This window comes from Streptomyces avidinii (genome assembly GCF_014650695.1).
GTDB lineage: Bacteria > Actinomycetota > Actinomycetes > Streptomycetales > Streptomycetaceae > Streptomyces > Streptomyces avidinii.
Genome location: NZ_BMVL01000019.1, coordinates 59,986 through 85,149, shown reverse-complemented (window position 1 = coordinate 85,149; position 25,164 = coordinate 59,986). Strand labels below are relative to the sequence as shown.

Sequence of the window (25,164 nt, the reverse complement as noted above, 5' to 3'; positions counted from 1 at the left end):
GCCGAGGAGACACCCCGGCACGGCCCCACGCACCGACCCGAGCCGACCCCGCCGCACCACTCGTTCGGCGCCGCCGACGCTTGGGCGCGGGCCCGCACATCCAGCCTCGCCGGCGATTGAGGCGCGGGTCCGGGCAGAGCCCGGCACACCGGCGCGAGCCGCACCACCGAGCCGCCGAGCCGCCCGCAGGGCAACCCGCGCGGGTCCGGGCAGAGCCCGGCACACCGGCGCGAGCCGCACCACCGAGCCGCCCGCAAGGGGCCGGGCCCCGCAGCAGGGGCGGGCCGAACGGACGACCCCAGGTGATCGAACAAGTGTTTCGCACGGATATTCGAATTGCTCTATGGTGGAGAGCGGGGGAGGTGTTCATTCGAGCGAAGCAGGAGGCCGCGGGTGCCTGGTTTTACGCATCTGCACACCGTTTCGGGGTTCTCCATGCGCTACGGAGGCTCGCACCCGGAACGGCTGGCGGAGCGTGCCGCCGACCGGGGCATGGACGCCCTCGCCCTGACCGACCGCGACACCCTGGCGGGTGCGGTGCGGTTCGCGAAGGCGTGCGCGGGGGCGGGCATCCGGCCGTTGTTCGGAGTGGACATGGCTGTATCGCCGGCGACGGGTCCGGCCGGGCCGGGGGGCTCGACCGGCTCCGCCGCGGGCGGCGGGCCGGGCGCGGGCGGCGGGTCCGGCGAGGCCTCCTACCGGCGGCGCACCCCCGTCAAGGGCGGGGCCTTCGTGGACGAGACCGCCGCGCGGGCCGTCTTCCTGGCCAGGGACGGGGCCGCCGGGTGGGCCGAGCTGTGCCGGATGGTCACCGCCGCCCATGCGGGGGTCGCCGAGGTCCCGCTGGTGCCCTGGGGCGCCCTGCGCGGGGAGGGCGTCTTCGTCCTGCTCGGTCCCGACTCCGAGGTGGGGCGGGCGCTCGCCGCGGGCCGCCCCGACCGGGCCGCCCGACTGCTCGCACCCTGGCGGGAGGTCTACGGCGACTCCCTGCGCCTGGAGGCCGTCCACCACGGCCGCACGGGCACCGGCCCCGGCTCGCTCCGGCTGGCCGCCCGTACCGTCGGCTTCGCCGCGGACCAGGGCGTCCCGGCCGTGCTGACCAACGCCGTCCGCTACGCCGACCCCGGCCAGGGCCCGGTCGCCGACATCCTCGACGCGGCCCGCCGCCTGGTCCCCATCGACCCCCGCAACCCCGCGCAGCCGCTCGACAGCGGCGAGCGCTGGCTCAAGGACCCCGCCGCCATGGCCGAGGCCGCCGACCGGATCGCGCAGGCGGCGGGCCTGCGCCCCGCCGATGCCAGGCGCCTGCTCGCGGAGACCCGGCGTACCGCCGAGGCCTGCTCCGTGGACCCCGAGGACGACCTCGGCATGGGTTCCGTGCACTTCCCCGAGGCCCGGCTCGTCGGCGCGGCCCACCGCAGCGCCCAGCGGGTCCTCGCCTCGCGGGCCTCGGCGGGCATGGTGCTGCGCGGGTACGCGGGCGACCGTGCGTACTGGGAGCGGATGCACCACGAGCTCGACATCATCGCCTACCACGGCTTCGCCTCGTATTTCCTGACGGTCGCTCAAGTCGTGGACGACGTGAAGGAGATGGGCATCCGGGTGGCCGCCCGCGGCTCCGGCGCCGGCTCCCTCGTCAACCACCTGCTCGGGATCGCGCACGCCGACCCCGTCGCCCACGGCCTGCTGATGGAGCGCTTCCTCTCCAAGCGGCGGCGCGTCCTGCCCGACATCGACATCGACGTGGAGTCCGCCCGCCGGCTGGAGGTCTACCGGCGGATCATGGACCGGTTCGGCACCGAGCGCGTCGCCACCGTCTCCATGCCGGAGACCTACCGGGTCCGGCACGCCATCCGCGACGTCGGCGCCGCCCTGTCCATGGACCCCGCCGTCACCGACCGGCTCGCCAAGGCCTTCCCGCACATCCGGGCCCGCGACGCCCGCGCCGCGCTGGAGGAACTGCCCGAACTGCGTGACGTGCGCGGGGAGTCGTACGGCCGGCTCTGGGAGCTCGTCGAATCGCTGGACGCGCTGCCCCGCGGCATCGCCATGCACCCGTGCGGGGTGCTGCTCTCCGACGACTCCCTGCTCGCCCGTACGCCGGTGGTGCCCACCAGCGGCGAGGGCTTCCCCATGTCCCAGTTCGACAAGGACGACGTGGAGGAGCTCGGGCTGCTCAAACTGGACGTGCTGGGCGTGCGGATGCAGTCCGCGATGGCGCACGCGGTCGCGGAGATCCGGCGCGGTACGGGGCAGGAGCTCGACCTGGACGACCCGGCGCAGGTGCCGCCGGGCGACCGGGCCACGTACGAGCTGATCCGCTCGGCCGAGACCCTGGGCTGCTTCCAGATCGAGTCGCCGGGCCAGCGGGACCTGGTGGGGCGGCTGCAGCCGTCGACCTTCCACGACCTGGTCGTCGACATCTCGCTGTTCCGGCCGGGGCCGGTGGCCGCAGACATGGTGCGGCCCTTCATCGAGGCCCGGCACGGGCGGGCGCCGGTCCGCTTCCCGCACCCGGACCTGGCCGACGCGCTGCGCGAGACGTACGGGGTGGTGGTCTTCCACGAGCAGATCATCGAGATCGTGCACGTCATGACCGGCTGCGGGCGGGACGAGGCGGACCGGGTGCGGCGCGGGCTGTCCGACCCGCAGTCGCAGGCGCGGATCAGGGTCTGGTTCGCGGCGAGGGCGGCCGAGCGCGGTTATCCGGTGGAGGTGATCGGCCGGACCTGGGAGATCGTGGAGGCCTTCGGGTCGTACGGCTTCTGCAAGGCGCACGCGGTGGCCTTCGCGGTGCCCACGTACCAGTCGGCCTGGCTGAAGGCGCATCACCCGGCGGCCTTCTACGCGGGGTTGCTGACCCACGATCCCGGGATGTATCCGAAGCGGCTGCTGCTGGCGGACGCGCGGCGGCGGGGCGTGCCGGTGCTGCCGCTGGATGTGAACCGGTCGGCGGCCGCCCATCGTATCGAACTGGTGTCCGATGCCGGGGGAGTGTGGGGGCTGCGGCTCGGGCTGTCCGACGTCCACGGCATCAGCGGGGCCGAGGCGGACCGGATCGAGGCCGGACAGCCGTACGCTTCCCTGCGCGACTTCTGGGACCGGGCGCACCCGGGCCGCCCGGTCGCCGAACGCCTCGCACAGGTAGGGGCGTTGGACGCCTTCGGCGCCAACCGGCGGGACCTGCTGCTGCACGTGTCCGAACTGCACGGCGCGCAGCGGGCCGCAGGGGTGCGCGGACCCCAACTTCCTCTGGACGGCGGCCGGTCCACGGCCTCCGTCGGGCTGCCCGACCTGACCGAGGCGGAGCGGCTCAGCGCCGAGCTGGGCGTCCTCGGCATGGACGCCTCGCGGCACCTGATGGGGGACCACCACGCCTTCCTGGCCGAACTGGGAGTGATCCCGGCGCGCCGGCTGCGGGACACCGAGCACGGGCAGACCGTGCTCGTCGCGGGGGCCAAGGCGGCCACCCAGACCCCGCCGATCCGCTCCGGGAAGCGGGTCATCTTCACGACACTGGACGACGGGACGGGCCTGGTCGACCTGGCCTTCTTCGACGACAGCCACGAGCGCTGCGCGCACACCGTCTTCCACTCGTTCCTGTTGCTGGTGCGCGGTGTCGTGCAGCGGCGGGGCCCGCAGAGCCTGAGCGTGGTCGGGGCGGCGGTGTGGAACCTGGCGGAGCTGGTGGAACTGCGGGCGGCGGGCGGCCTGGACGCGGTCGCGGCCCGCCTCGCGGAGCCGGCCGAGCCGGCCCCGGGCGACGGCGCGGCCGACGGTGGCGATGCGACCGACGGAGCCGACGGTGCCGGCGCGGCCGACGGAGAGCCGGGGGCGAAGGCGCCCGGCCGCAGGATCCGCATGTCCACGGGGTACGAGATGAACCCCTGGGCCGACCTCCAGCCGCCCGGCACCGGCCCCGCGACCGGTCGCAAGCTGTGGCACTCCAGCCCGGGGAGCGCGGGATGACCACCGTCGAGCGGGTCGTGATGTGCCTGCGCCCGCACCCCGCCGACGGGGGGCCGCTCGGGGCGCGGGAGTACGCCGGGATGCTCGCGCTGCTCGGCGGGATCACCCCGGCCGTGCAGGCGCTGCCGCCCGACACCGTCCTCGCCGACATCCGGGGCGCCCTGCGGTACTTCGACTGCGACGCCACCCGGCTCGCCGCCGTGATCCGGGTCCGGGCCCTCGCCCTGTACGGGGTGGACGCCACCGTCGGCGTGGCCGGCAATCCCATGCTGGCCCGGGCCGCCGCCCGCGAGGCCCGGCCCGGGGGGACCCTGGTGGTCCCCGGGGAGCCCACCGCCGTACGGGAGTTCTTGGCGGGCAAACCCGTCACCGTCCTCGACGGGGTCGGGCCGAAGGCCGCCCGCATCCTGTGCTCCTACGGCCTCGACTCCGTCGGGCGGATCGCCGCCGCCCCGCCCGCCGCCCTGCGGCGGATCCTCGGCGCCCGGCTCGGCCGGGAGGTGCACGAGCGCGCCCTCGGGATCGACCGGACCCCCGTCCGGCCGGGTGCGGCCGCCCGCGCCATCGCCGCCGAGCGGCTCTTCGATCTGGACGAGCTGGATCCCGCACGGCACCGGCGGGCGCTGCTCTCGCTGACCGAAGAGCTCGGCGCGAGGCTTCGTACACAGGAACAGGGCCGCGGGCAGGTCTGCCGCGCCCTTTCCCTGACCGTCCGCTGCGCCGACCGCACCACGCTCACCCGGACGCGCACCCTGGCCGAACCCACCGCGCACTCGGCCGCCCTGACCGCCACGGCCTACGCCCTCTACGCGGGCCTCGGCCTGCAGCGGGCCCGGGTCCGCGCGTTGTCCCTGCGCGCAGAGGACCTGACCTCGGCCGATCGGGCCGTGCGGCAGCTCAGTCTCGACCCCGAGGACGAGAAGGCCCGCCGGCTGGAGGCCGTCACGGACCGGGTCCGCGCGCGCTTCGGGCCGCATGCCATCGCCCGCGGCACGCTGGCCGCCTGACGGTTCGCCGGGGCGTCTTCGGGTGTTCGCGCGCGGTTCGCGGGAGGGCCCATAGGGGTTCGGCGGGGCGACGCGCGATTTTTTACTGACGCGTAACTTCCCTGTATTGCTACTCACCCGTAATTTAGCGGCAGCAGCTCCCCTTGTGATCCGGATCACGGGACGAATCCCCCCGCTCATCCCCTTGAGTCGACCCGCAAGGAGATCACACGATGCTGCCCTGGAGACGCCTGCTCCGTCCGCTCGCCGTCCTCACCCTCACCGCCGCCGCGCTCGTCGCCCCCACCGGCGCCGCGCAGGCCGCGGCCGCTCCCAGCAGCGGCTGGAACAACTGGTCCTGCAAGCCGTCCGCCGCGCACCCGCGCCCCGTCGTGCTCGTGCACGGCACCTTCGGCAACTCCTGGGACAACTGGCTCGGCTTCGCCCCGTACCTCGTGAACCGCGGGTACTGCGTCTACTCGCTCGACTACGGCCAGCTGCCCGGCGTACCCCTCTTCAACGGGCTCGGCCCCATCGACAAGTCCGCCGGACAGCTCGACGTCTTCGTCGACAAGGTGCTCGCCGCCACCGGCGCCTCCAAGACCGACATCGTCGGGCACTCGCAGGGCGGCATGATGCCGCGCTACTACCTGAAGTTCCTCGGCGGCGCCTCCAAGGTCAACGCGCTGGTCGGGCTCGCCCCCGACAACCACGGCACCACGCTGCTCGGGTTCACCAAGCTCCTGCCGTACTTCCCCGGAGCCGAGGACCTGATCAGCACCGCAACCCCCGGTCTCGCCGACCAGATCGCCGGATCCGCCTTCCAGCAGAAGCTGAACGAGGGCGGGGACACCGTCTCCGGGGTGAAGTACACGGTCATCGCGACCAAGTACGACGAGGTGGTGACGCCGTACCGGAGCGCCTTCCTGGAAGGGCCGAACGTACGCAACGTCGTACTCCAGGACCTGTGCCTCCTCGACCTCTCGGAGCACGTCACGATCGGGCTCACCGACCGGATCGCCTGGCACGAGGCGGTCAACGCCCTCGACCCGGCCCATGCCGAACGGACCACCTGCGCCTCGGTCTTCGACTGACGAAGCCGGCGCAGGCGGTCCCGGCCCGGCTAGCGGCCGTGGCGGCCCGTCGCGGTACGCGCGGTGCGGCGGCGGGCGGCTGCGAACAGCGCCGCCGCGCCCACGGCCAGGGCGGCGGCCCCGGCGATCGCGATCGTCGGGGTGGCGCTGTTGCCGCCCGTCTCCGCGAGGTTCTCCTTGGCGGCTGCGGCCGCGGCCGCGGCCGGCGAGGACGAGGACGACGACCCGGCCGCGATCGGGGCGGCGGCATCGGCCTTGCCGTTCGTCTTCGGGTCGTTGTCGCCGTGGCCGTTGTGCTCCACCGAGGACTTGCCGGAGCCGTCCGCGATCTGCTGGTCGGTGGGGGCCGAGGGCTTGTCGACCGGCTTGTCGGACGGCTTGCCGGTCGGCTTGGTGCCCGTCCCGGTGCCGGTCCCGGGCTTGGCCGTCGGAGCGGTGCCGGTGCCGGTGCCGGTGCCGGTATCCGTACCACCGCCGTTGTCCTTGCCGAAGATCACGTCCGAGCAGGTGTAGAAGGCCTCGGGGCTGTCGGAGCGCTGCCAGATGCTGTAGATGAGGTGGCGGCCCGACTTGTTCGGGACGGTCCCGGAGAAGACGTAGTCGCCGTTCTGCATGCCGGGGTCGGTGGCCTTCGCGAACGGGGCGGGCTCCAGGTCGGACCACTTCAGCGGCTTCGCCGGGTCGTACCCGTCCTTGGTCACGTACAGCTCGAAGGAACCCTTGTGCGGGGCCGTGCCCTTGTAGCGGAAGGTGTGCGCGCCGGCGGACATCGGGCTGGCCGGCCAGTCGGCACGGGCCAGGTCCAGGCCCCGGTACTTGTCGTTGCCGGCCGAGCAGAGCTGGCCGTTCGGGATCAACGAGCGGTGGTTCCCGGCCGCGTTGGCGATGTTCACCGCGTTCCAGTCGTAGAACGCCTGCGCCCCGCTGGACGCGACCGCCGCCTTGCACGCCGCCGACTTCGGGGACTCCGGCCCCTCCGCGTAGCACGCCGCCACCCGGCTGACCGGGTCCGTCATCGAACCGTGGGCGACCGCGGGAGCTGCCGCGTACGCGGCCAGCGCGAGCGGAGCGAGACCGGCGGAGGCGATACGGGTCAGGGTGACGGCGGTACGACGGCGTGCGGGCATGGGTGATCTCCTTCGGGCGCAAGGCAGGGGCGTGCCGGCGGAATCGGACCCCGCGGTGCGCCGCCCCCCGGCGGCGCCACAACGGGCCCTTCCTGTCCTGGCCCGGCCAAGCTAGCCCCCCGGACCACGGCTTTTGCCCCCGCGGGCCCGCTGCAGCGGATCTTTAGGGTCGCCTTAAGGTCGAGGTAAGAGGGACCTCAGGAACCGGCGCTGCGGACCCCTCGCACCCCGCGGGTTCCGGCTCCACGCCGTCCGTGACGGTCCGGGGCGGATCCGGCCCGGGCCGGATCTCCGACAACCCCCGGGTGGCGAAACGATTTTGGTGTGACGCGTCTCGGCCGAATGCTGAAGATGATCACTCGGAGGGATGGTTTCCCTGGTCAGAGGCGCGGGGAGCGGTCGAGGGCTCGGTGTGAGGATGCCGTGCGGCAGGGGGCTGCTGGGTCTCGGGAGCCCCCTGCTCGCCCCGGGTCACCGCCGTGCGTGCGGTGGTTCCATGACTACGCAAGGAGTCGACCGAGCATGTCCAACACCGTCGTTGACATCTGGGGGCCTGTCTCCCCGCAGGCCCGTTCCTCCTTTCCGCCCGCGCCGGACGCGCACGACGAGTGGCCCCTGGAGGGCGGAACGGCCTGGGTGTACTACAGCCCGCTGAACCGCCGGCAGCTCATTCGGCCCGTCATCCTCTCCGACGGCTTCTCGGGCGGGTCCACCAACCTGGACCAGCTCTGGCACGGACTGGAAGAGAACGGGAACTACCGCTTCATCAGTGAACTCCACGCCACCGGCCGCGATGTGATCATCCTCGGCTACCACGACCGGACCGCCTCGATCACGGCCAACGCCGATACCGCGATCGAGTGCATCCGCCGGGCCGTCCACGAGCGGGTGGGGAACGCGAAGCTGGCCGTCGGCGGCTTCAGCATGGGCGGGCTCATCACCCGCTACGCGCTGGCCAGGATGGAGCAGGACCCCGGCCTTCCGGACCACGAGACCGCCACGTACCTCTCCTACGACACCCCGCACCAGGGGGCGTGGTTCCCCGTCTCGCTCCAGGCCTTCACCCACTACGCGACGGACAAGTGGGGAGACGTGCCCACGCTGGGCCCCGTGCTGCGGCAGCTCTCCGGGCTGCTCAACAGCCCCGCGGCGAAGGAGATGGCGCGGTGGCACATCGGAAAGGTCGACGCCGAGCCGGAGCAGGCACCGGAGCGGGTGGCGTTCCTGCGAAAGCTCGACGAACTCGGGGGATGGCCGCGGAACGTCCGCACGATCGGTGTGGCCAACGGTGTGAAGACCGGCGTCGGAAACGGCGCCGAGGCCGGCGCGACCGCGGTGCGGTGCGACGGCGAAACGCTGCAGGACACCTGGCTGAAGATCCAGGCCAAGGGTGACCAGATCGTCGCCAGGCTGCAGACGGCGGGCGACGAGGCGACCATGGTGCGCACCAGCGGGCTGCCCGACATCGACGGCGCTCCCGGCGGCCTGTTCACCATGCAGTCCGCGGCCGGCGACACCGGCAGCTTCGGCCTCGCCGCCCTCCTCATGAGCCTTATCGGCAACGAAGTCGACCCGGACGTCATCACCACGTCCTGCTTCATCCCCAGCATCAGCGCCGTCGCGTCCGGCGACATCAACGACCCGAAGGCGCTGCACGCCCCGATCGCGGCGGGCGACAGCGTGCTCGACGCCTTCCACTGCGCCGGCCGCAACGAGGGCCACACCACCATGACCGAAGAACTCGGGGCGTGGCTCGTGAACGAGATCGTGGCCGAGTGACAGACGGGGTGGGCGGGGCGGCCCGGCAGCCGCTCCGCCCACCCCGGTGTCACCGGAAGCCGTCAGCGGTGAGCAGCTCCCTCACCTGTGCGGCCGTCCAGTGGCCGGCGGCGCCGGGGCGGGCCGCGAGGTACTCGGCGATGTCCTGTTCCTCCCACGGGCCCGACTCCAGGAGGCCGCCGGCCAGGTAGCGCAGGTACGCGGCCGACGGGTTCCGCACCTCGACGTCCCGCAGGCTCCACGGCGCGGTGAACGTCAGCATGGGGACGCCCTCGATCGTGCCCGGGCAGATCAGGGTCTCGTACCGTCCCGGGCCCAGCTCGTCGCGGCCGTCCCTCAGGACCGCGGTCAGGTCCAGGTCTCGCCCGGGCCGCTCGTACATCTCCTGAGCGGCGATGTCGGACATCTGGCCGACCGTCACCAGGTGCGCCCTGCCGCGCGTCCGCCCGGACGCCGTGGGGTCGTAGAACGCGCGGCCCCCCGTCCACACCGGGGACTCCGTGGCGAAGTACAGGCAGCCCCGCAGCTCGACCGCGATCGAGCGCTCGGGCGCCCTGTGGTCCCGGCATCCCGGGTAGGTGCGGTTCGCTCCCGGCGGGGTTCCGCCGGCGAGGTACGCGGCGAGGCGGTCCATGTGCATGTTGGACCCGTAGGAGGCGTACCAGACCCTGTCGGGCGCGGAGATCGTCCCGGCGAGCGGTGCGGCGGTGTGGACGGGCATGATCGGATCCTCAGGAAACGAGCCGGGCGGCGGCACGGGCGACGGGGTGCAGGGCCGCGTACTCCAGTGGGGCGGACGGGTCGATCGAGACGTCGAGCGGGGCCGGTTCGGCGCCGGCCCGGACCAGCAGGTCGCCGACCGCGGCGATCATCGCCCCGTTGTCGGTGCACAGCTTCAGGGACGGTACCCGCAGGGTGATCCCGGCGGACCGGCAGCGGGCCTCGGCGAGCGCCCGTACGCGGGAGTTGGCCGCCACCCCGCCGACCACGACCAGCGTCCCCACCCCGTGCGCGCGGCAGGCGGCGACCGCCTTGCGGGTCAGGACGTCGGCCACGGCCTCCTGGAGCGAGGCCGCGCCGTCGGCGAGGGGCAGGTCCTCGCCGCGGATCCGGTGCTGCTCGGCCCAGCGGGCGGCGGCGGTCTTCAGCCCCGAGAAGGAGAAGTCGTAGGGCGCGTCGCGCTGCCCGGTCAGCGGCCGGGGAAACCGCACGGCACGCGGGTCGCCCTCGCGGGCGGTGCGGTCGATGGCCGGTCCGCCCGGGTACGGCAGCCCGAAGACCCGGGCGACCTTGTCGAAGCATTCCCCGGCGGCGTCGTCGATCGTGTCCCCGAGGTGCACGATCGGGTCGCGCGCCAGGTCCCGTACCAGCAGCAGCGAGGTGTGCCCGCCGGAGACGATCAGCACCACGCACGGGTCGGGCAGGGGCCCGTGCTCCAGGGTGTCGGCGGCGACGTGCCCGGCCAGGTGGTGCACCCCGTAGAGCGGCACGCCGAGCGAGAACGCCAGGGTCTTCGCCCCTGCCAGCCCCACCTGGAGCGCGCCGGAGAGTCCGGGGCCGGTGGTGACGGCCACCGCGCCGATGTCCGCCGGCCGCAGCCCGGCCCGGTCCAGGGCCTCCCGTACGACGGGGGTGAAGGAGTGCACGTGAGCCCGCGCGGCGATCTCCGGCACCACGCCGCCGAAGCGGGCGTGTTCGTCCATGCTGGACGCCACGGCGTGTCCGAGGAGCCGACCGTCCCGCACCAGCCCCGCGCCCGTCTCGTCGCACGACGACTCGATCCCGAGCACCACCGGAGAGCCCACGACGGCTCCTTTCGCACATTATCCGTATTTGCAAACCTTCTGCAATAAGGTACGCCGTCGCGGGCGGGCGCCGTCGCGCGGGAGCGGGTGGCCGGCGATCCGGAATCTCCCCTTGTCATATGCCTATCGGCCCGCCGCGGCCCGTGCGTATGGTGTGGCCCCGGACCACTCCCGGGCCCGGCGCCCTCCCGGCTCCCCACGGGAGGGCCGCCGCGCGCCCCGCGCTACGTCAGGAGAGCGGCCAGGCCGCCCGCCGACCGGGCCTGGTCGTCCAGCGCGTCGAGCGCCCGCACCGCCTGGGCGGCCGCCTCCGGGTCGCTCGCGGTGAGCCCGCTCTCCGCGAACTCGTCCTCGTCCAGCCGCAGCACGGAGGTCCCGTCCGCCGAGACCCACAGGTCGAGGTCCAGGTCCTCCACGAGGATCTTCCCGCTCTGCACCAGGGCCGGGCGCGTCACATCGCAGTACCAGCCCTTGAGCACGCCGTCACCCGTCCGCACCTCCTTGACCGCGTACCAGCGCGTCCGCCAGAAGTGCTCGATGAACACGTCGCCCGGCTCGAAGCGCACGAAACCGAAGTCCCGTACGCCCTCGGCCGCCCAGGGGGCGCGTACGGAGATCCGGTCGCCGTCGTCGGCGACCTGCGCCGCCGGGTAACGGATCTTGGTCCGTCCGGCCTTGGTCAGGACGACGGTCAGTTGCGGGGTCACAGGTTCTCCCGTCCCTTCGGTTTCGTCAGCTTCTTCGTGAAGCGCGTCTCGGTCGCGCAGATCTCGTAGCCGAACCACTCGTTGATGGCGAGCATCGGGCCGTTGCCCGCGTCGTTGCCGGTGAACGCCTCCGTGTAACCGGCCGCCCGGGCCCGGTGCAGCGAGACCGTCTTCGCGAGCTTGGCCAGACCCCGGCCGCGGAAGGCGCGCAGGGTGCCGGTCATCGCCGAGCCGTAGCGGGTGGCGCCGTCCGTCTGCGCCGCGGCGAAGGAGGCCACCCGCCCGTCGACCAGCGCGACGGTGGTCAGCTCCTTGTCGAGGGACGGGCTGTGCCAGGTCTGCGCGAGCCAGTGCTCGTAGTCGTCGAACGAGGCCGCCACGTCGCCCGGTTCGTCGGAGGTCGTCTCGGCGTCGGCCTCGAAGAGCGGTCGCGGGTCGGCGGCGAAGGCGGAGCCGGGGAGCAGTTCGACCCCGGCCGGAAGGTCCTCGTCACGCGGCAGCTCGGGCAGCGCGGCCGCGGTCAGGTCCAGGCGCAGGAAGTGCGCCGAGCGGCTGGGGCGGTAGCCGTGCCGCTCGGCGAAGGCGCGGTGCGCGGGCTCGTCGAGGACCCAGGCGTACACGTCCACCGCGCCGTGCGCGGCGAGGTGCTCCTCGGCGGCGCGGAGCAGGAGGCGGCCGGCGCCGAGACCGCGGTGGGCCGGGTCGACGTACGCGTTGACGTACGACTGGCCGGGCTCGGTGCTGTCGTGCGCGATGCCGACCTGGGCGGTGCCGATGACACGGCCGTCCGGGCCCTCGGCGACGAGGATCCGGTGGCGCTTCGCGGGGTGGGCGCAGGCCAGCTCGAAGGCCACGCCCTTGGGGGTGGTGATCGTGAAGGGCAGGGCCGCGCGCCGTACCCGTACGACGGATTCCGCGTCCGATCGGTCGCCGGAGCGGAAGTCGCGAATCGATGCGGTCATGCGGCAGACGCTACGGGCGGCTTCGTGCCGAGCGCCTCCCAATTGACCGGTCATGGGGGACAATCACCCGCGTGACCTCGACAAACCTGAAGATCACCATCGACGGCTCGGCCGGGTCGGCCGCCCCGTACGAACAGCTGCGCGCGCAGATCGCCGACCGGGCCCGGACGGGGAAGCTGCCGGCGGGCTTCAAACTGCCGACGGTACGGGGCCTCGCGGAGGAGCTGGGGCTGGCCGCCAACACCGTCGCGAAGGCGTACCGGGCGCTGGAGGCGGACGCGGTGATCGAGACGCGGGGGCGGAACGGGACCTTCATCGCGGCCGCGGGGGACGCGGTGTCCCGCGAGGCGGCGTCTGCTGCGCAGGCGTATGCGGACCGGGTGCACCGCCTCGGCCTGACGCAGGCCGAAGCCCTGGCCGCGGCCACGGACGCGCTCCGGGCCCGGTACGCCGCCGGGTAGCGCCCGCTTCCGGCCCCGCGCCGGCCGGGTGCCGGGGGCCCGCCCCCGGACCCCCGCGCCTCGAACGCCGGCGGGGCCGTATCCAGCGGCGCAGCTAGAGGTACAGCCCCGCCTCCGAGCTGTGCGGCTGCGGCGGCAGGACCGCCGCAGGGCCCGTGCCGCGGCGCAGGGCGAAGAGCTCCGCCAGGCTGGCACCCTCGCGGGAGACGCCCTCGTCCGTGCCCAGCCAGTCCACCGCCTCCCGGTGGGTCAGCCGGCCGACCTCGATCCGGGCCAGGCAGCGCCCCGGGCGGACCACCGCCGGGTGGAGCCGCTCCAGGTCCTCGTTGGTGGTGACCCCCACCAGGACGTTGCGACCCTGGCCCAGTAGCCCGTCCGTCAGGTTCAGCAGCCGGGACAACGCCTGCCCGGCCGTGTGGCGGGCCTCGCCGCGGATCAGCTCGTCGCAGTCCTCCAGCAGCAGCAGCCGCCAGCGGCCCTTCGCCGTGCCCTCGTCCTCGCCGATCGCGATGTCCATCAGGTAGCCCACGTCGTTGAACAGCCGTTCCGGGTCCAGGACGCAGTCCACCTGGCACCAGTCCCGCCAGGACCGCGCCAGCGTGCGCAGCGCGGAGGTCTTGCCCGTGCCGGGCGGCCCGTGCAGCAGGAGCAGCCGGCCCGCGATGTCGTCCGGGGTCACCTTCATCAGCCGGTCCATCGCCCCGGCCACCGGCGCCGTGTAGTTGGGCCGCACCTCCGCCCAGGTCCCGGCCGCGATCTGGCGGGTCGTCCGGTACGGTCCGCGGCGCGGGGAGACGTACCAGAAGCCCATCGTGACATTCTCGGGCTGCGGTTCGGGCTCGTCCTGCACGCCCTCCGTGGCCTTGCCGAGCACTCCGGCGGCGAGTTCGTCGCTGACCGCCGTCACCGTGACGTCCGCGCCCCGGCTCCAGCGCGAGACGAGCATGGTCCAGCCCTCGCCCTCGGCAAGGGTGGCGCTGCGGTCGCTGTCGCGCGCCGAGCGCAACACCGTGGCCTCCGGCGGCAGGAGGGTGGCCTCGGCCTTGACCCGCTCGATCGACACGCTGTGCGAGTACGGCTGCTCACCGGACGCGAACCGGCCGAGGAACAGCGCATCGACGACGTCCGACGGCGAGTCGCTGTCGTCGACGTTGAGCCGGATCGGCAGCGCGTCATGCGGGTTGGCTGACATGGCGCCCATGATCCGGCACGCGATGCCCTCGTGCACCCGTGTTTCGCCGGATCGGGTGCCCGGGTTCCCTCTTCAAACGCATCCGGGGTGAAGGTTCGCCCCCCAACTCTGCCCCGAACATTCTTGGCATGGACACTTCCAGCGAACCCCGGCTGCTTGTACCACGGACTCAGGAGTAACCCCCACAAGGAGCCGCACACATGAGCATGAGACTGTCGCGCTTCGCAGCCCTGTCCTCCTCCCTGTTACTCGCCGCGGGCGCCGCCCTGTTCGGAGCCGGCCAGGCCGCCGCCGCCCAGGCCGACTTCGGCTACGTCGCCCTCGGCGACTCGTACTCCTCCGGCGTCGGCGCCGGCAACTACGACAGCGGGAGCGGCAACTGCAAGCGCACCACCCGCGCCTACCCGGCCCTGTGGGCCGCAGCGCATTCCCCCCAGACCTTCTCCTTCACCGCCTGCTCGGGCGCTCGTACGGGTGATGTCCTCGCCAACCAGCTCGCCCCGCTCAACTCCGGCACCGACCTCGTCAGCATCACCATCGGAGGCAACGACGCCGGATTCTCCGACGTGATGACGACCTGTGTGCTCCAGTCCGAATCCACCTGCGTCAGCCGCGTGAACCAGGCCAAGGCCTACGTGGACTCCACCCTCCCCGGCCAGCTCGACCAGGTCTACAACGCCATCGACAGCCGCTCGCCCGGCGCGCACGTCGTCGTCCTCGGCTATCCCCGCTTCTACAAGCTGAACGGCACCTGCACCACCGGCCTCACCGAGGGCGAGCGGGCCGCCATCAACGGCGCCGCCGACCACCTCAACGCCGCCATCGCCAAACGCGCCGCCGACCACGGCTTCACCTTCGCCTCGGTCGCCGGTGCCTTCACGGGCCACGAGATCTGCTCCGGCAACGCGTGGCTGCACAGCGTCAACTGGCTGAACATCGGCGAGTCGTACCACCCGACCGCCGCCGGACAGTCCGGCGGCTACCTGCCGGTCTTCACGAACGCCGCCTGATCCGTCCGATTCCCGGGACTCGCCAGGTCCGCCCGACTCGCCCGACCCGCCGGGTCGCCCTGATTCGCCGGGGCGGGCCGGTCCGTTCCATCCGTTCCATCCGTTCCATCCGGCTCACCGGTCGCGGGGCTCGCGGGAGGGCTCGCCGTCGGCGGCACCGGCGACGCCGGTGACGGACTCGGTCCGGGGGAGGGGGCCCCGCTCGTCGGGGTCTCCTTCCGACAGGTCACGGAGGTGGCCACCCACTGGGTGGCCACCTCCGCCGGCCCCCGCACCTCCAGCCGGACCGCGTCCTCGAAGACCCCGTCCGGCTCGTGCGTCAGCTCCGTGTGCTCCACCCGCCGGCTCCTCGGTCCGCCCTCCTCGTAGGTGACGGACTGCCAGTCGGGCCCGGAGGTCCGACCACTGCGCGTGGCCCACCGGTACTCCAGTACGACCGGGGTGCCCTCCACCTCGACGGTGGCCGTGAAGGCGGGTGCGTACTCGGCGGGCGGTGGGCAACTGCCCGTATAGGAGGAGCGCACGGCGTCCACGTACACCGAGACGTGCTGCCCCGCAGCGCCCGGGGCGGACGCCGACACCGGGGCCGACGGAGCGGTCGAAGGGGTCGTGGTGACGGTCCGGGTGTTCGTCGCCGAGCCCGTCGGGGCCCCGTTCCCGCCGTCCGTCCCGCCGTCGTTGCCGCGGTCCCCCAGCAGCAGCCACCCCACCGCGACCAGGGCCAGCAGCATGAGCACGATCCCGACCGTCAGCACCAGCCCGGCGTGCCCCTCGCGCACCTCCGGCGGCGGCGTCCCGTACGGCGACCCGTGCGCGGGCCGCGCCACCCGCGTCGGCTGCGCCCCGTACGGATCGGGTGGCTCGTCCGCCCCCTGACGCTCCTGATGCTCCCGACGCCCGTGGTGCGCGACGGTCGTCGGCCCGTCCGGGCCCGACACCGGCCCGCCGGAGGCCCGTACGGTCCCGCCCGCACCCACCACCCGGAGCATCCCGGCCGCCTCCGCCGCGGGCAGCCGCTCGGCCGGGTCCTTGCGCAGCAGTCCCTCCAGTACGGGCTCCAGCGCGCCGGCCCGGCGCGGCGGCGGCAACTCCGCGTCCACCACGGCCCGCAGGGTGTCCAACGGTGTGGCCCCGTGGAACGGTGTGGCCCCCTCCACGGCGGCGTAGAGCATGACCCCGAGCGCCCACAGGTCCGACGCGGGTCCCGGATCATTCCCCAACGCCCGCTCCGGTGAAAGGAATTCGGGGGAACCGACCACCTCGCCCGTCATGGTGATGGCCGAAGACCCCTCCAGGCTCGCGATCCCGAAGTCGCCGAGCACCACCCGGCCGTCATTGGCGATCAGTACGTTGGCCGGCTTCACGTCCCGGTGCAGCACCCCGCAGTCGTGCGCCGAGCGCAGCGCGGCGAGCACCTGTTCCCCGATGTGCGCGGCCCGCTGAGGGGCCATCGGGCCCTCGGCCTCCAGTACGTCCGCCAGCGAGAGCCCGCGCACCAGCTCCATGACGATCCAGGGACGCCCGTCCTCGGAGGCCACGTCGTAGACGGTGACGACCCCGCGGTGCGAGACCCTCGCGGCGGCCCATGCCTCCCGCTCCAGCCGCCGGTACAGCCGCTCCAGTTCGGCGGGCTCCAGCCCGGCCGGCGCCCGGACCTCCTTGACGGCGACCTCGCGGGCGAGCACCTCGTCCCGGGCCCGCCACACGATGCCCATCCCGCCGCGGCCGATCGGTTCGAGCAGCCGGTAGCGGCCCGAGATGACACGATCGGAGTTCGATTGCTCACTCACGCGCGCCCCCGAGTGTGTTCCCGTGCGCCCGCGTGTCATCGGGCGATCACACCAAGTTAGCGCAGGGCGAGCCGTGTGACCCCTGTCGTGACGGGACTGGCGCAGAGGCCTTCCGCAGCGTGACGTCTGTGCGGAGAGTAATCGGCGACTCCGCTGAGTAATCGTCAACTCCCCGTCGCCGCAGGGGTAATTCACACCACCGGGATACCCGGGGGCGACGCGGGGGCGATAGGGTTAACCTGCCCGGGCCGGGTGCCCTCGTACGGGTGGGGAGAGATCATGGAACAGATAGCAATGCGCAGCAGGCCGCCTCGCGTGCCTGCCATCACCTGCGGCAGCAGTGCGACCAGCTCGCGCCTCGACCGCCACCTCGCTGTGCTGGGCGGTCCTGCCGTCCCGCACCGGGAGACCGCCGAGGCGACGCTGCTGATGCGCGAGCTCACCTCCCGCGACCACACGCACCGTCTGCGGAGCCGGAGCGCGCGCGTCTCGCTCTTCGCGCCGCTGCGCCGTCTGCGTCGCACGCTCTTCGGCAGCCGCCGCTCGTAACCGTCCCCCTACCGCAGCCGTCGGCCCTTCGGTCTCCGGCTTCCCGGCCCTACCCGATCACACCGTCCCGGCGCAGTTCCGAGATCTGTGCGTCCGCCATCCCCAGGGCGCGCAGCAGGGACTCGGTGTGCTCGCCCAGCGCGGGCACCGCACCCATGTGCGGTGCCGCGCCGCCCGGCAGTCCGATCGGCGGCAGCAGGGCCCGCAACGGGCCGACCGGCGATGACACCTCCCGCCAGCGGTCCCGGGCCGCGAGTTGCGGATGCCCGGCCAGCTGCGCCACAGAGTTCAGTCGCGCGCACGCGATGCCCGCCGCCTCCAGGCGCCCGATCGCCTCGTCCGCGCCGAGCCGGCCCAGCGCCTCCGCCACCACCGCATCGGTCTTCTCCCGGTTCCCGGTGCGCGCCGTGTTCGTCGCGTACGCCGGATCCTCGGCCAACTCGGGTCGCTCCAAAACTTGTTGCGCGAGCCGTCGCCACTCGCGGTCGTTCTGCACCGACAGCAGCACCCGGTCCCCGTCGGCCGTCGGATAGGCGTCGTAGGGTGCGATCACCGCGTGCGCGAGGCCGGTGCGCACGGGCTGTTCCCCGCCGTGCATCGTGTGGTGCAGCGGGTGGCCCATCCACTCGGCGAGCGCGTCCAGCATGGACACCTCCACCCTGCCCCCGCGGCCGGTGGTCCCGCGGCGCAGCAGTGCGGCCAGGACCCCCGAGAAGGCGTACATGGCCGCCGCGATGTCCGCCGCCGGGATCCCCGCCTTGACCGGCTGCTCCGGGGTGCCGGTCACCGCCACCAGGCCCGCCTCGCATTGCACGAGCATGTCGTAGGCGCGCTTGTGGGCGTACGGGCCCTCGGCGCCGTATCCGGAGACGTCCACGGCGACCAGCCGGGGGTAACGCGCGCACAGCGCCGCCGAGTCGAGCCCGAGCCGGGCGGCGGCCCCCTGGGCGAGGTTCTGCACGAAGACGTCGGCGTCGGCGAGCAGCCCGTGCAGGACCTCCCGGCCGCGCGGGTCCTTCAGGTCGAGCGCGATCGACTCCTTGCCGCGGTTGGCCCAGACGAAATGCGAGGCGAGGCCGTGCGCGGCCGTGTCGTAGGCGCGGGCGAAGTCGCCGCCGTCGGGGCGCTCGACCTTGATCACCCTGGCGCCGAGGTCGGCGAGCTGGCGGGTGGCGAAGGGGGCCGAGACGGCCTGCTCGACGGCGACGACGGTGACGCCGTCCAGGGGGAGCGGTTCGGTAGACATGCCCCCTGCCTACCGGGTCGGACGGGCGGCTGTCACCACACCGGGGGCGATGCGCGACATTGATCACGAATGGCGGCCGCCCTGACAGCCGCCACGGGTTGTTACGGGTCGCGGGGCGCGACGCCACGGGTTGTTACGGGTCGCAGGGCGCGATGCCGCGGGTCGCTACCGGCCCCGCGTGCGAACCTGCCAGTCGCCGGCGGCACGAACAGCGCGAGCAGCAGCCCCGACCACAGCAGCGCCCCGGATGCGGAGGCCCGGATGCGGAGGCCCGCACACGTGCCGGTCCTCCTCAGAGGAGGGCGAACTGCCCGCCCGGGCCCTCCTCCTGGTGGTCCAGCACCGAAGCCGGGCGCCGGGCCGAGGCCGGCGGCGGCAGCACCCCGGCCGCGCGCAGGGTCTCGGCCGGCAGCCCCGGGCCGGGCTCGAACGCGGCCCGCTCCGGAGCCAGTTCGGCCAGCAGCGCCAAGGTGGTGACCAGGGACAGCAGTTCCGAGGTCCAGCTCTGCGGCCACTCGGCGGGCCCCAGCGCCGCCAGACCGTCGGCGTCCGGGCTGCGGTGCGCGGTGCGGGCCGCGAACCAGGCCGGCAGCACCCGTACGCCCTGCGCCTCGTACTCCCAGGCCCCGGCCGGCACGGGGGACACGGTCCCGCCCCCGAGGCTCAGCGTCTCGCTCTCGGCGTCGTACGCCGGCTCGTGCGGCCAGCCCGCGACCGCCGAGCGGACGTACGGGCGGCGGCCGCCCGGTAGCCGGGGCGGCTCGCCACCGCGCGCCCCACGCAGCTGCACGCCGAGCAGTCGGTGCCCCAGCTCCAGCCCGGCCCGCCAGTGCGCCGGGTCGGCGGCGAGCGGCACCTCGTAACCGCGCGGGCCCGGGCGGCCCGCCGCCAGGATCCAGCACAGGACGTCCTCGGGGGCGACCCAGCCGCCGTGGCGCGCGCCCAGCAGGGGCAGGAGGCCGGGGGCGAGATTGGGCTCGGCGCCGCCGGGGCGCCGGTGCAGGGGACGGATCCGGCCGAGGCGGCCGACCGGGAGGTGCGCGGTGACCAGCGGATCCGGGGTCTCGACGAGGAACAGCTGGTGCGCGTCCCGGACCCGCCAGAGCTCGGGGCGGGCCACGTCGATCAGCCGCTGGTCGGGCAGTAGCCACTGCTCGTCGAAGGGCTCGCGGAGTACCCGTACGGGGTCGGGGCAGGGGCCGGGGGCGTCCGTGAAGCGGGCCGTGGCCGCCGAGCGCTGCCCCGGCAGGGCTGCCGCCCCCGCGTCGGGCCTGCGGCTGCGGCTCGGGCGGAACAGTCGCTCCCGCTCGGCCCCTTCGGAGCCCGTCAGGGCGGCCCAGCGGGCGCGCAGGGCCGCCGGATCGGGTGCGGCCACCCAGTCCCGGCCCAGTCGCAGGCTGCCCACGGCCCAGGGCATCAGGTCATCGAGCAGCGGTACGTCTTCGCTCACGCCGCCGATGGTAGCGACGGGACCGGGCAGCCGGGCTGCGTCCAGGCCGAAGAGCTACGCTCCTTATGTACGCATATGTGCGGTATTGACCGGTGAAGCTGAGGAGGCGGCCATGAGTCAGTACGACGAATACACGACCCCGTCGCAGGCCGAGGGCGAGCGCCTCGACGAGGACATGGACGAGGCCCAGCGCAAGCAGCGGCAGCACCCCCACACGATGCGGACCACGCCGTCGCAGGCAGAGGGCGAGCGCACCGGGGAGGACGACGAGAAGGAGCCGCGGTAGTCGCAGGGGTCGCCGCAGCGGTCGGGCGGTGGCTCCGAGGCCGGTCGGGCGGTGGCTCCGCGGCCGTCGGTGCGCGCCGGCGTAGGGCGTGTAGACGTCGGTGCGCGCCGCCGTGGTGCCCGGCGACGTCGGTGCGCGCGGACGTCGGTGCGCGCCGACGTCAGTGCGCGTCGACCGTCACGGTGAAGGAGAACCGGTCGCCGCGGTAGCGGATGCGGGCCACGTCCACCACCCGGCCGTCCTCGTCGTAGGTGACCCCCGTGTAGTGCAGGATCGGGCTGAGCAGCGGGACGCGGAGCAGCTCGGCCGTCTCCGGGTCGGCCAGCCGGGCCTCCACCGTGTCCGTGATCCGGCTGATGCGCACCCCGACGATGTCCCGCAGGACCTTGGTCATCGGCCAGCGTTCGAGATCGGCGAGGTCCACGGCCCCGGCGAACTCCGGGAGGACCGCGTTCTCCGCCCAGTTGGTCGGCTCGCCGCTCTCCCGGTCGTGGCGCAGACGCCGGTACGCCACCACCTCGGGCGTATCCGGGAAGTGCTCCAGCAGCTCCCCGGACACGGCCGTGCGGCCGTGTCCCAGGATTGTCGTGCGGTCGCCCGACTGCTGGGCCACGATCGCGTCGACCGAGCCCAGCAGCCGGACCGGGGTGCTGCGCAGCGCGCCCGGCTCGATGAAGGTGCCGCGCCGCCGGTGCCGGCTGATCAGGCCCTCGTTCTCCAGCTCCTTGAGCGCCTGCCGCATGGTCAGCACGCTCACCCCGTAGTGCTCGGCGAGCTGCTCCTCGGTGGGCAGGCGCAGCGAGGCGTCCGGGGTGCGCCCCAGTATCGAGGCGCGCAGTGACTGCGACACCTGGTACCAGAGCGGCAGCTTCCGGTTCAGTACCAGCGAGTCGGGGGCGAAGGCGGTCACGGGTGGATCTCCGAACGGCTGGGCAGGGGTGACGTGCGGCGCATGCAGGGTATGCAGTGCAGGTCAGCCGCGGAAGTGGCGCTGCAGACCCTGCCACACGGCGTCGTAGTCGCGCTGGAGGTGATCGGCACCGGCGGCCTGTGCGGTGGCGGTGATCGGCCAGCGCGTCTCGAACATGAAGGCCAGGCCGTCGTCGATCTTCTGCGGCTTCAGCTCGGCGGCACTCGCCCGGTCGAAGGTTTCGTGGTCGGGGCCGTGCGCGGACATCATGTTGTGGAGCGAGCCGCCGCCCGGGACGAAGCCCTCGGCCTTGGCGTCGTAGGCCCCCTCGATGAGGCCCATGTACTCGCTCATCACGTTGCGGTGGAAGTAGGGCGGGCGGAAGGTGTCCTCGCCGACCAGCCAGCGCGGTGCGAAGACCACGAAGTCCACCCCCGCCAGCCCCGGGGTGTCGGAGGGGGAGGTCAGGACCGTGAAGATCGACGGGTCCGGGTGGTCGTAGCTGATCGAGCCCAGGACGTTGAAGCGGCGCATGTCGTACACGTACGGGACGTGGCTGCCGTGCCAGGCGACCACGTCGAGCGGGGAGTGGTCGTAGGTGGCCGACCAGAGGTTGCCGCAGAACTTGTTGATCACCTCGGTCGGGCGGTCGCTGTCCTCGTACGCGGCCACGGGGGCCTGGAAGTCCCGTGCGGCGGCGAGGCCGTTGGCGCCGATCGGGCCCAGGTTCGGCAGTTCGAAGGGCTGGCCGTAGTTCTCGCAGACGTAGCCGCGGGCGTCGGCGTCGAGCAGCTCGACGCGGAACCGGACCCCGCGGGGGACGATGGCCATGTCGCCGGGGCGGGCGGCGAGCAGGCCCAGTTCGGTGCGCAGGAGCAGCCCGCCGCGCTCGGGGACGATCAGCAGCTCGCCGTCGGAGTCGCTGAACACCCGGTCGGTCATGTCGGCGTTGGCGGCGTAGAGGTGGATGGCCATGCCGGAGCGCTGGGTGACGTCGCCGTTGCCGCCGAGGGTCCACAGGCCGGCCAGGAAGTCGGTGCCGGGGGCCGGGGCGGGCAGCGGGTTCCAGCGGAGCCGGTTCGGGTCCGGTACGGCCTCCGTGAAGGGCGCGGAGCGCAGGGCGCCGTTGTCGACCCGGGTGAAGGGCGGGTGTGCGGCCGAGGGGCGGATCCGGTAGAGCCACGAGCGGCGGTTGTGCGTGCGCGGCTCGGTGAAGGCGCTGCCGCTGAGCTGCTCGGCGTAGAGGCCGAGAGGTGCGCGCTGGGGCGAGTTCCGGCCGATCGGCAGTGCGCCGGGGACGGCTTCCGAGCTGTGCTCGTTGCCGAAGCCGGTGAGGTACTCCAGTGCCTCGGCCGTCTTCCTGGCCTGCTCGCTCATGTGCTGCTCCCGCTCCGTCGAAGGAATCCTATGGTCGACAGTAGGATTCCGCAGCCCGCGCGTCAACGGCGGACCCCGGGCGGGGCCGCGAGGCCGGCGGGAGATCGGCGGGAATGGCCGGAAAGGCGGGAAAGGTCGAGGGGCGCCCGGCCGGACCGGAACGCGGATTCGGTCGAGGGGGATCACAAAAGATGAACATTGCTCTACTCTCACGCGCATGTCGTGGACCCGCAGGTTTCCTGCCGTGCCGGCGGCGCTCCTCGCCGCCCTCCTCGCCCTTGTGTCCCTCCTCGTCGCCGCGCCCGCCGCCCGCGCGCACGAGGAGCGCCCGATCACCCTCCCGGACGGCTCCGGATCCGTACCCGAGTACCGCAGGACGGAGCCCGACCTGATCGTCTGCAAGACCGACCGGCCCGCCTTCGAACGCCGGATATCCGCCTTCCCCGAAGAGCTCCGGCAGCGCAACCTCGCCCTGTACGAGCGCTGCGAGAAGAGCGGCTACCGGCACCTCCAGGAGGCCGTCGACGCCGTCGACCGGCCCGGGATGAACATCGCGATCCTCCCCGGCCTGTACGAGGAGGAGCCCTCGCTCCCCAAGCCGACGGGGGAGTGCGCCGCGCTGAAGGCCCCCGAGTCCTCGCTGGGCTACCAGATCCTGTCCTACGAGCAGCAGGTCCGGTGCCGGCACAACCAGAACCTCGTCGCGATCCTCGGCAAGACGAACCTGCAGATCGAGGGCACCGGCGCATCACGGCTCGACGTGGTCGTCGACGCCAAGTACCAGAAGCTGAACGCCATCCGCGCGGACAAGTCCAACGGCATCTACTTCCGCAACTTCACCGCCCAGCGCACCACCTTCAACTCGCTGTACGTGCTGGCGGGCGACGGCTTCGTCATCGACGACGTGCTGACCCGCTGGAACGACGAGTACGGCTTCCTGACCTTCGCCAGCGACCACGGGCTCTACAAGAACTGCGAGTCCTACGGGAACGGCGACTCCGGCATCTACCCGGGCAGCGCCTCGAACATCAACGACGGCCGCGGCTACGAGGTCCCCCGGTACTCCATCGAGATCACCGGCTGCCGCAGCCACCACAACATGGTCGGCTACTCCGGCACCGCGGGCGACTCGGTCTGGGTGCACGACAACGAGTTCGACCAGAACATGGGCGGCGCCTCGATGGACAGCGCCTTCCCCGGGCACCCCGGACTCCCGCAGAACCACGCCAAGTTCGAGCGGAACCTGATCCACGACAACAACCAGGACTACTACGGCTTCGTCGCCGACGGCACCTGCGCCAAACCGCCGATCGAGCGCGGCTACGAACGCGGCGTCGTCTGCCCGCAGATCTCCATGCCCCCGGGCACCGGCATCATCACCGCCGGCGGCAACTGGAACCTCTACGAGGGCAACTGGGTGTACGGGCACGAGCGCGCGGGCTTCTTCCTCAGCGCGGTCCCCGCCTTCATCCGCGGCGAGGAGGCGTGGTCCAAGCAGACCGACACCTCCCACCACAACCGGTACGCCGGGAACGTCATGGGCAAGGACAAGTCCGGCGCCGCCCGCCCCAACGGCATGGACGTGTGGTGGGACGGCCAGGGGCGCGCCAACTGCTGGCAGGACGGACCCGACGGCTCCACCCCGGGCACGGTCCCGCAGTGCGGTGACCGCCGCGGCGAGGTCTCGGGGGCGTCCTCCCGACTGGTCGGCGAACCGGTCAAACTGGTCCAGCTCCTTGTCTGCGCGGACTACAACGTCCAGGCGCGCAAACTCCCGGCCGGCTGCGACTGGTACGGCGCGCGCGGCCTGGAGCGGGTGGAGACCCAGCTCGCGCTGGCCGTCGCCGCGGTGCTGCTGCTGGTCGGCGGGGTCCTGTGGTGGCGCCGGCTGCGCGGCTCACGCCCGGGCACGGCCGCCTCGCTGGCGGGGCTGGCGGGTCTGGTCCTGGACGTGGCCGGCTCCACCACGGCCCTGACGGCCACCTTCGTCCCCGCGCTGGCCCTGCTCCTGCTCGGCCTGTGGTGGACGGGCGTCGGCCTGGTCCTGCGCACCGGCCGCCCGTGGCTGGCCCGCCTGACCCTGCTGCTGGCCGGGCTCACCCTGCTGGACGCCTTCGACAAGGCAGTCCTGATGATCCCGTGGACCCCCCTGAGCCCCGCCTGGGTACGGGCCCTGGTGGCCGTGGTCTGGGTCCTGTGGGCGGTGGTGGCCTCGGCCCGCCCGGGCGCCCCGGCCCACCCGTCCGGCCCGGGCGGCGACCCCGCGGGCGACCGCGCCCCGGTCCCCGCGGGCCCGGCCCCTGTGCTGCGCGCGGTGGCCTCCGAGCCCCCGGCCACCCCGAAGCCCGCGCCGTGATCCCCGCCCAGGCCGCGCCGACCCCAGGAGGCCAGCCGTGACCGACCGGCCCGAGCACCAGCCGGAGCATCAGCCCGACGACGACAGCCGGTGCGACGCCTGCGGTAC

General features: G+C 73.3%; 20 protein-coding genes. 9 read left to right on the top strand and 11 right to left on the bottom strand.

Annotation, left to right across the window (positions count from 1 at the left end; genetic code table 11):
* Positions 1-393: 393 nt before the first annotated feature.
* The 3 genes from IE257_RS34100 to IE257_RS34090 all read left to right on the top strand — a co-directional run bounded on the left by IE257_RS34100 (position 394) and on the right by IE257_RS34090 (position 6,049).
* Entirely contained in the window at positions 394-3,969 is a 3,576-nt protein-coding gene (locus IE257_RS34100; protein WP_189973711.1) for a DNA polymerase III subunit alpha, read from the top strand.
* On the top strand, positions 3,966-4,976 hold the full coding sequence (locus tag IE257_RS34095; protein WP_189973710.1) for a DinB/UmuC family translesion DNA polymerase: 1,011 nt from the start codon (positions 3,966-3,968) through the stop codon (positions 4,974-4,976). Before IE257_RS34100 ends, IE257_RS34095 begins: the two co-directional genes overlap by 4 nt.
* Positions 4,977-5,188: 212 nt before the next feature.
* On the top strand, positions 5,189-6,049 hold the full coding sequence (locus IE257_RS34090; protein ID WP_189973709.1) for an esterase/lipase family protein: 861 nt from the start codon (positions 5,189-5,191) through the stop codon (positions 6,047-6,049).
* Positions 6,050-6,078: 29 nt separating this feature from the next.
* Here IE257_RS34090 and IE257_RS34085 read toward each other — a convergent pair whose 3' ends face one another.
* On the bottom strand, positions 6,079-7,176 hold the full coding sequence (locus IE257_RS34085) for a lytic polysaccharide monooxygenase auxiliary activity family 9 protein (protein WP_189973708.1): 1,098 nt from the start codon (positions 7,174-7,176) through the stop codon (positions 6,079-6,081).
* 522 nt (positions 7,177-7,698) lie between these two features.
* On the opposite strand from IE257_RS34085, the gene IE257_RS34080 reads away from it, so the two are divergent.
* Positions 7,699-8,955 carry an esterase/lipase family protein gene (locus tag IE257_RS34080; RefSeq protein ID WP_189973707.1) on the top strand — a complete coding sequence of 419 codons (1,257 nt, stop codon included), beginning with the start codon at positions 7,699-7,701 and terminating at the stop codon, positions 8,953-8,955.
* 49 nt (positions 8,956-9,004) lie between these two features.
* Here the strand turns inward: IE257_RS34080 and IE257_RS34075 are convergent, their stop codons facing one another.
* The 4 genes from IE257_RS34075 to IE257_RS34060 all read right to left on the bottom strand — a co-directional run bounded on the left by IE257_RS34075 (position 9,005) and on the right by IE257_RS34060 (position 12,429).
* Positions 9,005-9,676, bottom strand: coding sequence for a histone deacetylase (locus IE257_RS34075; RefSeq protein ID WP_189973706.1), 672 nt, complete (start codon positions 9,674-9,676; stop codon positions 9,005-9,007).
* A gap of 10 nt (positions 9,677-9,686) precedes the next feature.
* On the bottom strand, positions 9,687-10,760 hold the full coding sequence (gene tsaD, locus IE257_RS34070) for a tRNA (adenosine(37)-N6)-threonylcarbamoyltransferase complex transferase subunit TsaD (protein WP_189973705.1): 1,074 nt from the start codon (positions 10,758-10,760) through the stop codon (positions 9,687-9,689).
* A 224-nt stretch (positions 10,761-10,984) separates the two neighbouring features.
* On the bottom strand, positions 10,985-11,467 hold the full coding sequence (locus IE257_RS34065) for a ribonuclease FAU-1 family protein (protein ID WP_189973704.1): 483 nt from the start codon (positions 11,465-11,467) through the stop codon (positions 10,985-10,987).
* Entirely contained in the window at positions 11,464-12,429 is a 966-nt protein-coding gene (locus IE257_RS34060; RefSeq protein WP_189973703.1) for a GNAT family N-acetyltransferase, read from the bottom strand. Before IE257_RS34060 ends, IE257_RS34065 begins: the two co-directional genes overlap by 4 nt.
* A 71-nt stretch (positions 12,430-12,500) precedes the next feature.
* Here IE257_RS34060 and IE257_RS34055 point away from each other — a divergent pair, with 71 nt between their 5' ends.
* A complete protein-coding gene (locus tag IE257_RS34055) occupies positions 12,501-12,890 on the top strand; it encodes a GntR family transcriptional regulator (RefSeq protein WP_229920828.1) in 390 nt (129 codons plus the stop codon).
* A gap of 94 nt (positions 12,891-12,984) precedes the next feature.
* Here IE257_RS34055 and IE257_RS34050 read toward each other — a convergent pair whose 3' ends face one another.
* Positions 12,985-14,082: a DUF5925 domain-containing protein gene (locus IE257_RS34050; RefSeq protein ID WP_372453126.1), complete on the bottom strand. Its 1,098-nt coding sequence runs from the start codon at positions 14,080-14,082 to the stop codon at positions 12,985-12,987.
* A 206-nt stretch (positions 14,083-14,288) separates the two neighbouring features.
* Between IE257_RS34050 and IE257_RS34045 the strand changes: the two genes are divergently transcribed.
* Complete coding sequence (locus tag IE257_RS34045; RefSeq protein ID WP_189973769.1) at positions 14,289-15,092, top strand: SGNH/GDSL hydrolase family protein; 804 nt, start codon at positions 14,289-14,291, stop codon at positions 15,090-15,092.
* Here the strand turns inward: IE257_RS34045 and IE257_RS34040 are convergent.
* Entirely contained in the window at positions 15,062-16,882 is a 1,821-nt protein-coding gene (locus IE257_RS34040; protein ID WP_229920827.1) for a serine/threonine-protein kinase, read from the bottom strand. The genes IE257_RS34045 and IE257_RS34040 overlap by 31 nt on opposite strands.
* A gap of 279 nt (positions 16,883-17,161) precedes the next feature.
* Between IE257_RS34040 and IE257_RS34035 the strand changes: the two genes are divergently transcribed.
* On the top strand, positions 17,162-17,431 hold the full coding sequence (locus tag IE257_RS34035) for a hypothetical protein (protein ID WP_076046471.1): 270 nt from the start codon (positions 17,162-17,164) through the stop codon (positions 17,429-17,431).
* A 49-nt stretch (positions 17,432-17,480) separates the two neighbouring features.
* On the opposite strand, the gene IE257_RS34030 is transcribed toward IE257_RS34035, so the two are convergent.
* Together IE257_RS34030 and IE257_RS34025 are read right to left on the bottom strand one after the other, a co-directional pair.
* Complete coding sequence (locus IE257_RS34030) at positions 17,481-18,677, bottom strand: CaiB/BaiF CoA transferase family protein (protein ID WP_189973699.1); 1,197 nt, start codon at positions 18,675-18,677, stop codon at positions 17,481-17,483.
* Between the two features lie 292 nt (positions 18,678-18,969).
* The gene (locus tag IE257_RS34025) at positions 18,970-20,094 is read right to left on the bottom strand and encodes a type ISP restriction/modification enzyme (protein ID WP_189973768.1); all 1,125 of its coding nucleotides are present in this window, start codon (positions 20,092-20,094) and stop codon (positions 18,970-18,972) included.
* A 145-nt stretch (positions 20,095-20,239) separates the two neighbouring features.
* Between IE257_RS34025 and IE257_RS34020 the strand changes: the two genes are divergently transcribed.
* Positions 20,240-20,413, top strand: a complete 174-nt coding sequence (locus tag IE257_RS34020; protein WP_189973698.1) for a hypothetical protein — start codon at positions 20,240-20,242, stop codon at positions 20,411-20,413.
* A gap of 160 nt (positions 20,414-20,573) precedes the next feature.
* Here the strand turns inward: IE257_RS34020 and IE257_RS34015 are convergent, their stop codons facing one another.
* Complete coding sequence (locus IE257_RS34015) at positions 20,574-21,323, bottom strand: GntR family transcriptional regulator (RefSeq protein ID WP_189973697.1); 750 nt, start codon at positions 21,321-21,323, stop codon at positions 20,574-20,576.
* Positions 21,324-21,386: 63 nt separating this feature from the next.
* Positions 21,387-22,700: a homogentisate 1,2-dioxygenase gene (gene hmgA, locus IE257_RS34010; RefSeq protein WP_189973696.1), complete on the bottom strand. Its 1,314-nt coding sequence runs from the start codon at positions 22,698-22,700 to the stop codon at positions 21,387-21,389.
* 217 nt (positions 22,701-22,917) lie between these two features.
* Here hmgA and IE257_RS34005 point away from each other — a divergent pair, with 217 nt between their 5' ends.
* A complete protein-coding gene (locus tag IE257_RS34005) occupies positions 22,918-25,056 on the top strand; it encodes a right-handed parallel beta-helix repeat-containing protein (protein ID WP_189973695.1) in 2,139 nt (712 codons plus the stop codon).
* Positions 25,057-25,164: the final 108 nt, after the last annotated feature.

Excerpts from the sequence above, each read along its gene's own strand:
- IE257_RS34095 (WP_189973710.1), top strand. The coding sequence starts at position 3,966 with ATGACCACCGTCGAGCGGGTCGTGATGTGCCTGCGCCCGCACCCCGCC.
- IE257_RS34090 (WP_189973709.1), top strand. The coding sequence starts at position 5,189 with ATGCTGCCCTGGAGACGCCTGCTCCGTCCGCTCGCCGTCCTCACCCTC.
- IE257_RS34085 (WP_189973708.1), bottom strand. The coding sequence starts at position 7,176 with ATGCCCGCACGCCGTCGTACCGCCGTCACCCTGACCCGTATCGCCTCC.
- IE257_RS34080 (WP_189973707.1), top strand. The coding sequence starts at position 7,699 with ATGTCCAACACCGTCGTTGACATCTGGGGGCCTGTCTCCCCGCAGGCC.
- IE257_RS34075 (WP_189973706.1), bottom strand. The coding sequence starts at position 9,676 with ATGCCCGTCCACACCGCCGCACCGCTCGCCGGGACGATCTCCGCGCCC.
- IE257_RS34060 (WP_189973703.1), bottom strand. The coding sequence starts at position 12,429 with ATGACCGCATCGATTCGCGACTTCCGCTCCGGCGACCGATCGGACGCG.
- IE257_RS34050 (WP_372453126.1), bottom strand. The coding sequence starts at position 14,082 with ATGTCAGCCAACCCGCATGACGCGCTGCCGATCCGGCTCAACGTCGAC.
- IE257_RS34045 (WP_189973769.1), top strand. The coding sequence starts at position 14,289 with ATGAGACTGTCGCGCTTCGCAGCCCTGTCCTCCTCCCTGTTACTCGCC.
- IE257_RS34035 (WP_076046471.1), top strand. The coding sequence starts at position 17,162 with ATGGAACAGATAGCAATGCGCAGCAGGCCGCCTCGCGTGCCTGCCATC.
- IE257_RS34030 (WP_189973699.1), bottom strand. The coding sequence starts at position 18,677 with ATGTCTACCGAACCGCTCCCCCTGGACGGCGTCACCGTCGTCGCCGTC.
- IE257_RS34025 (WP_189973768.1), bottom strand. The coding sequence starts at position 20,094 with ATGCCCTGGGCCGTGGGCAGCCTGCGACTGGGCCGGGACTGGGTGGCC.
- IE257_RS34020 (WP_189973698.1), top strand. The coding sequence starts at position 20,240 with ATGAGTCAGTACGACGAATACACGACCCCGTCGCAGGCCGAGGGCGAG.
- hmgA (WP_189973696.1), bottom strand. The coding sequence starts at position 22,700 with ATGAGCGAGCAGGCCAGGAAGACGGCCGAGGCACTGGAGTACCTCACC.
- IE257_RS34005 (WP_189973695.1), top strand. The coding sequence starts at position 22,918 with ATGTCGTGGACCCGCAGGTTTCCTGCCGTGCCGGCGGCGCTCCTCGCC.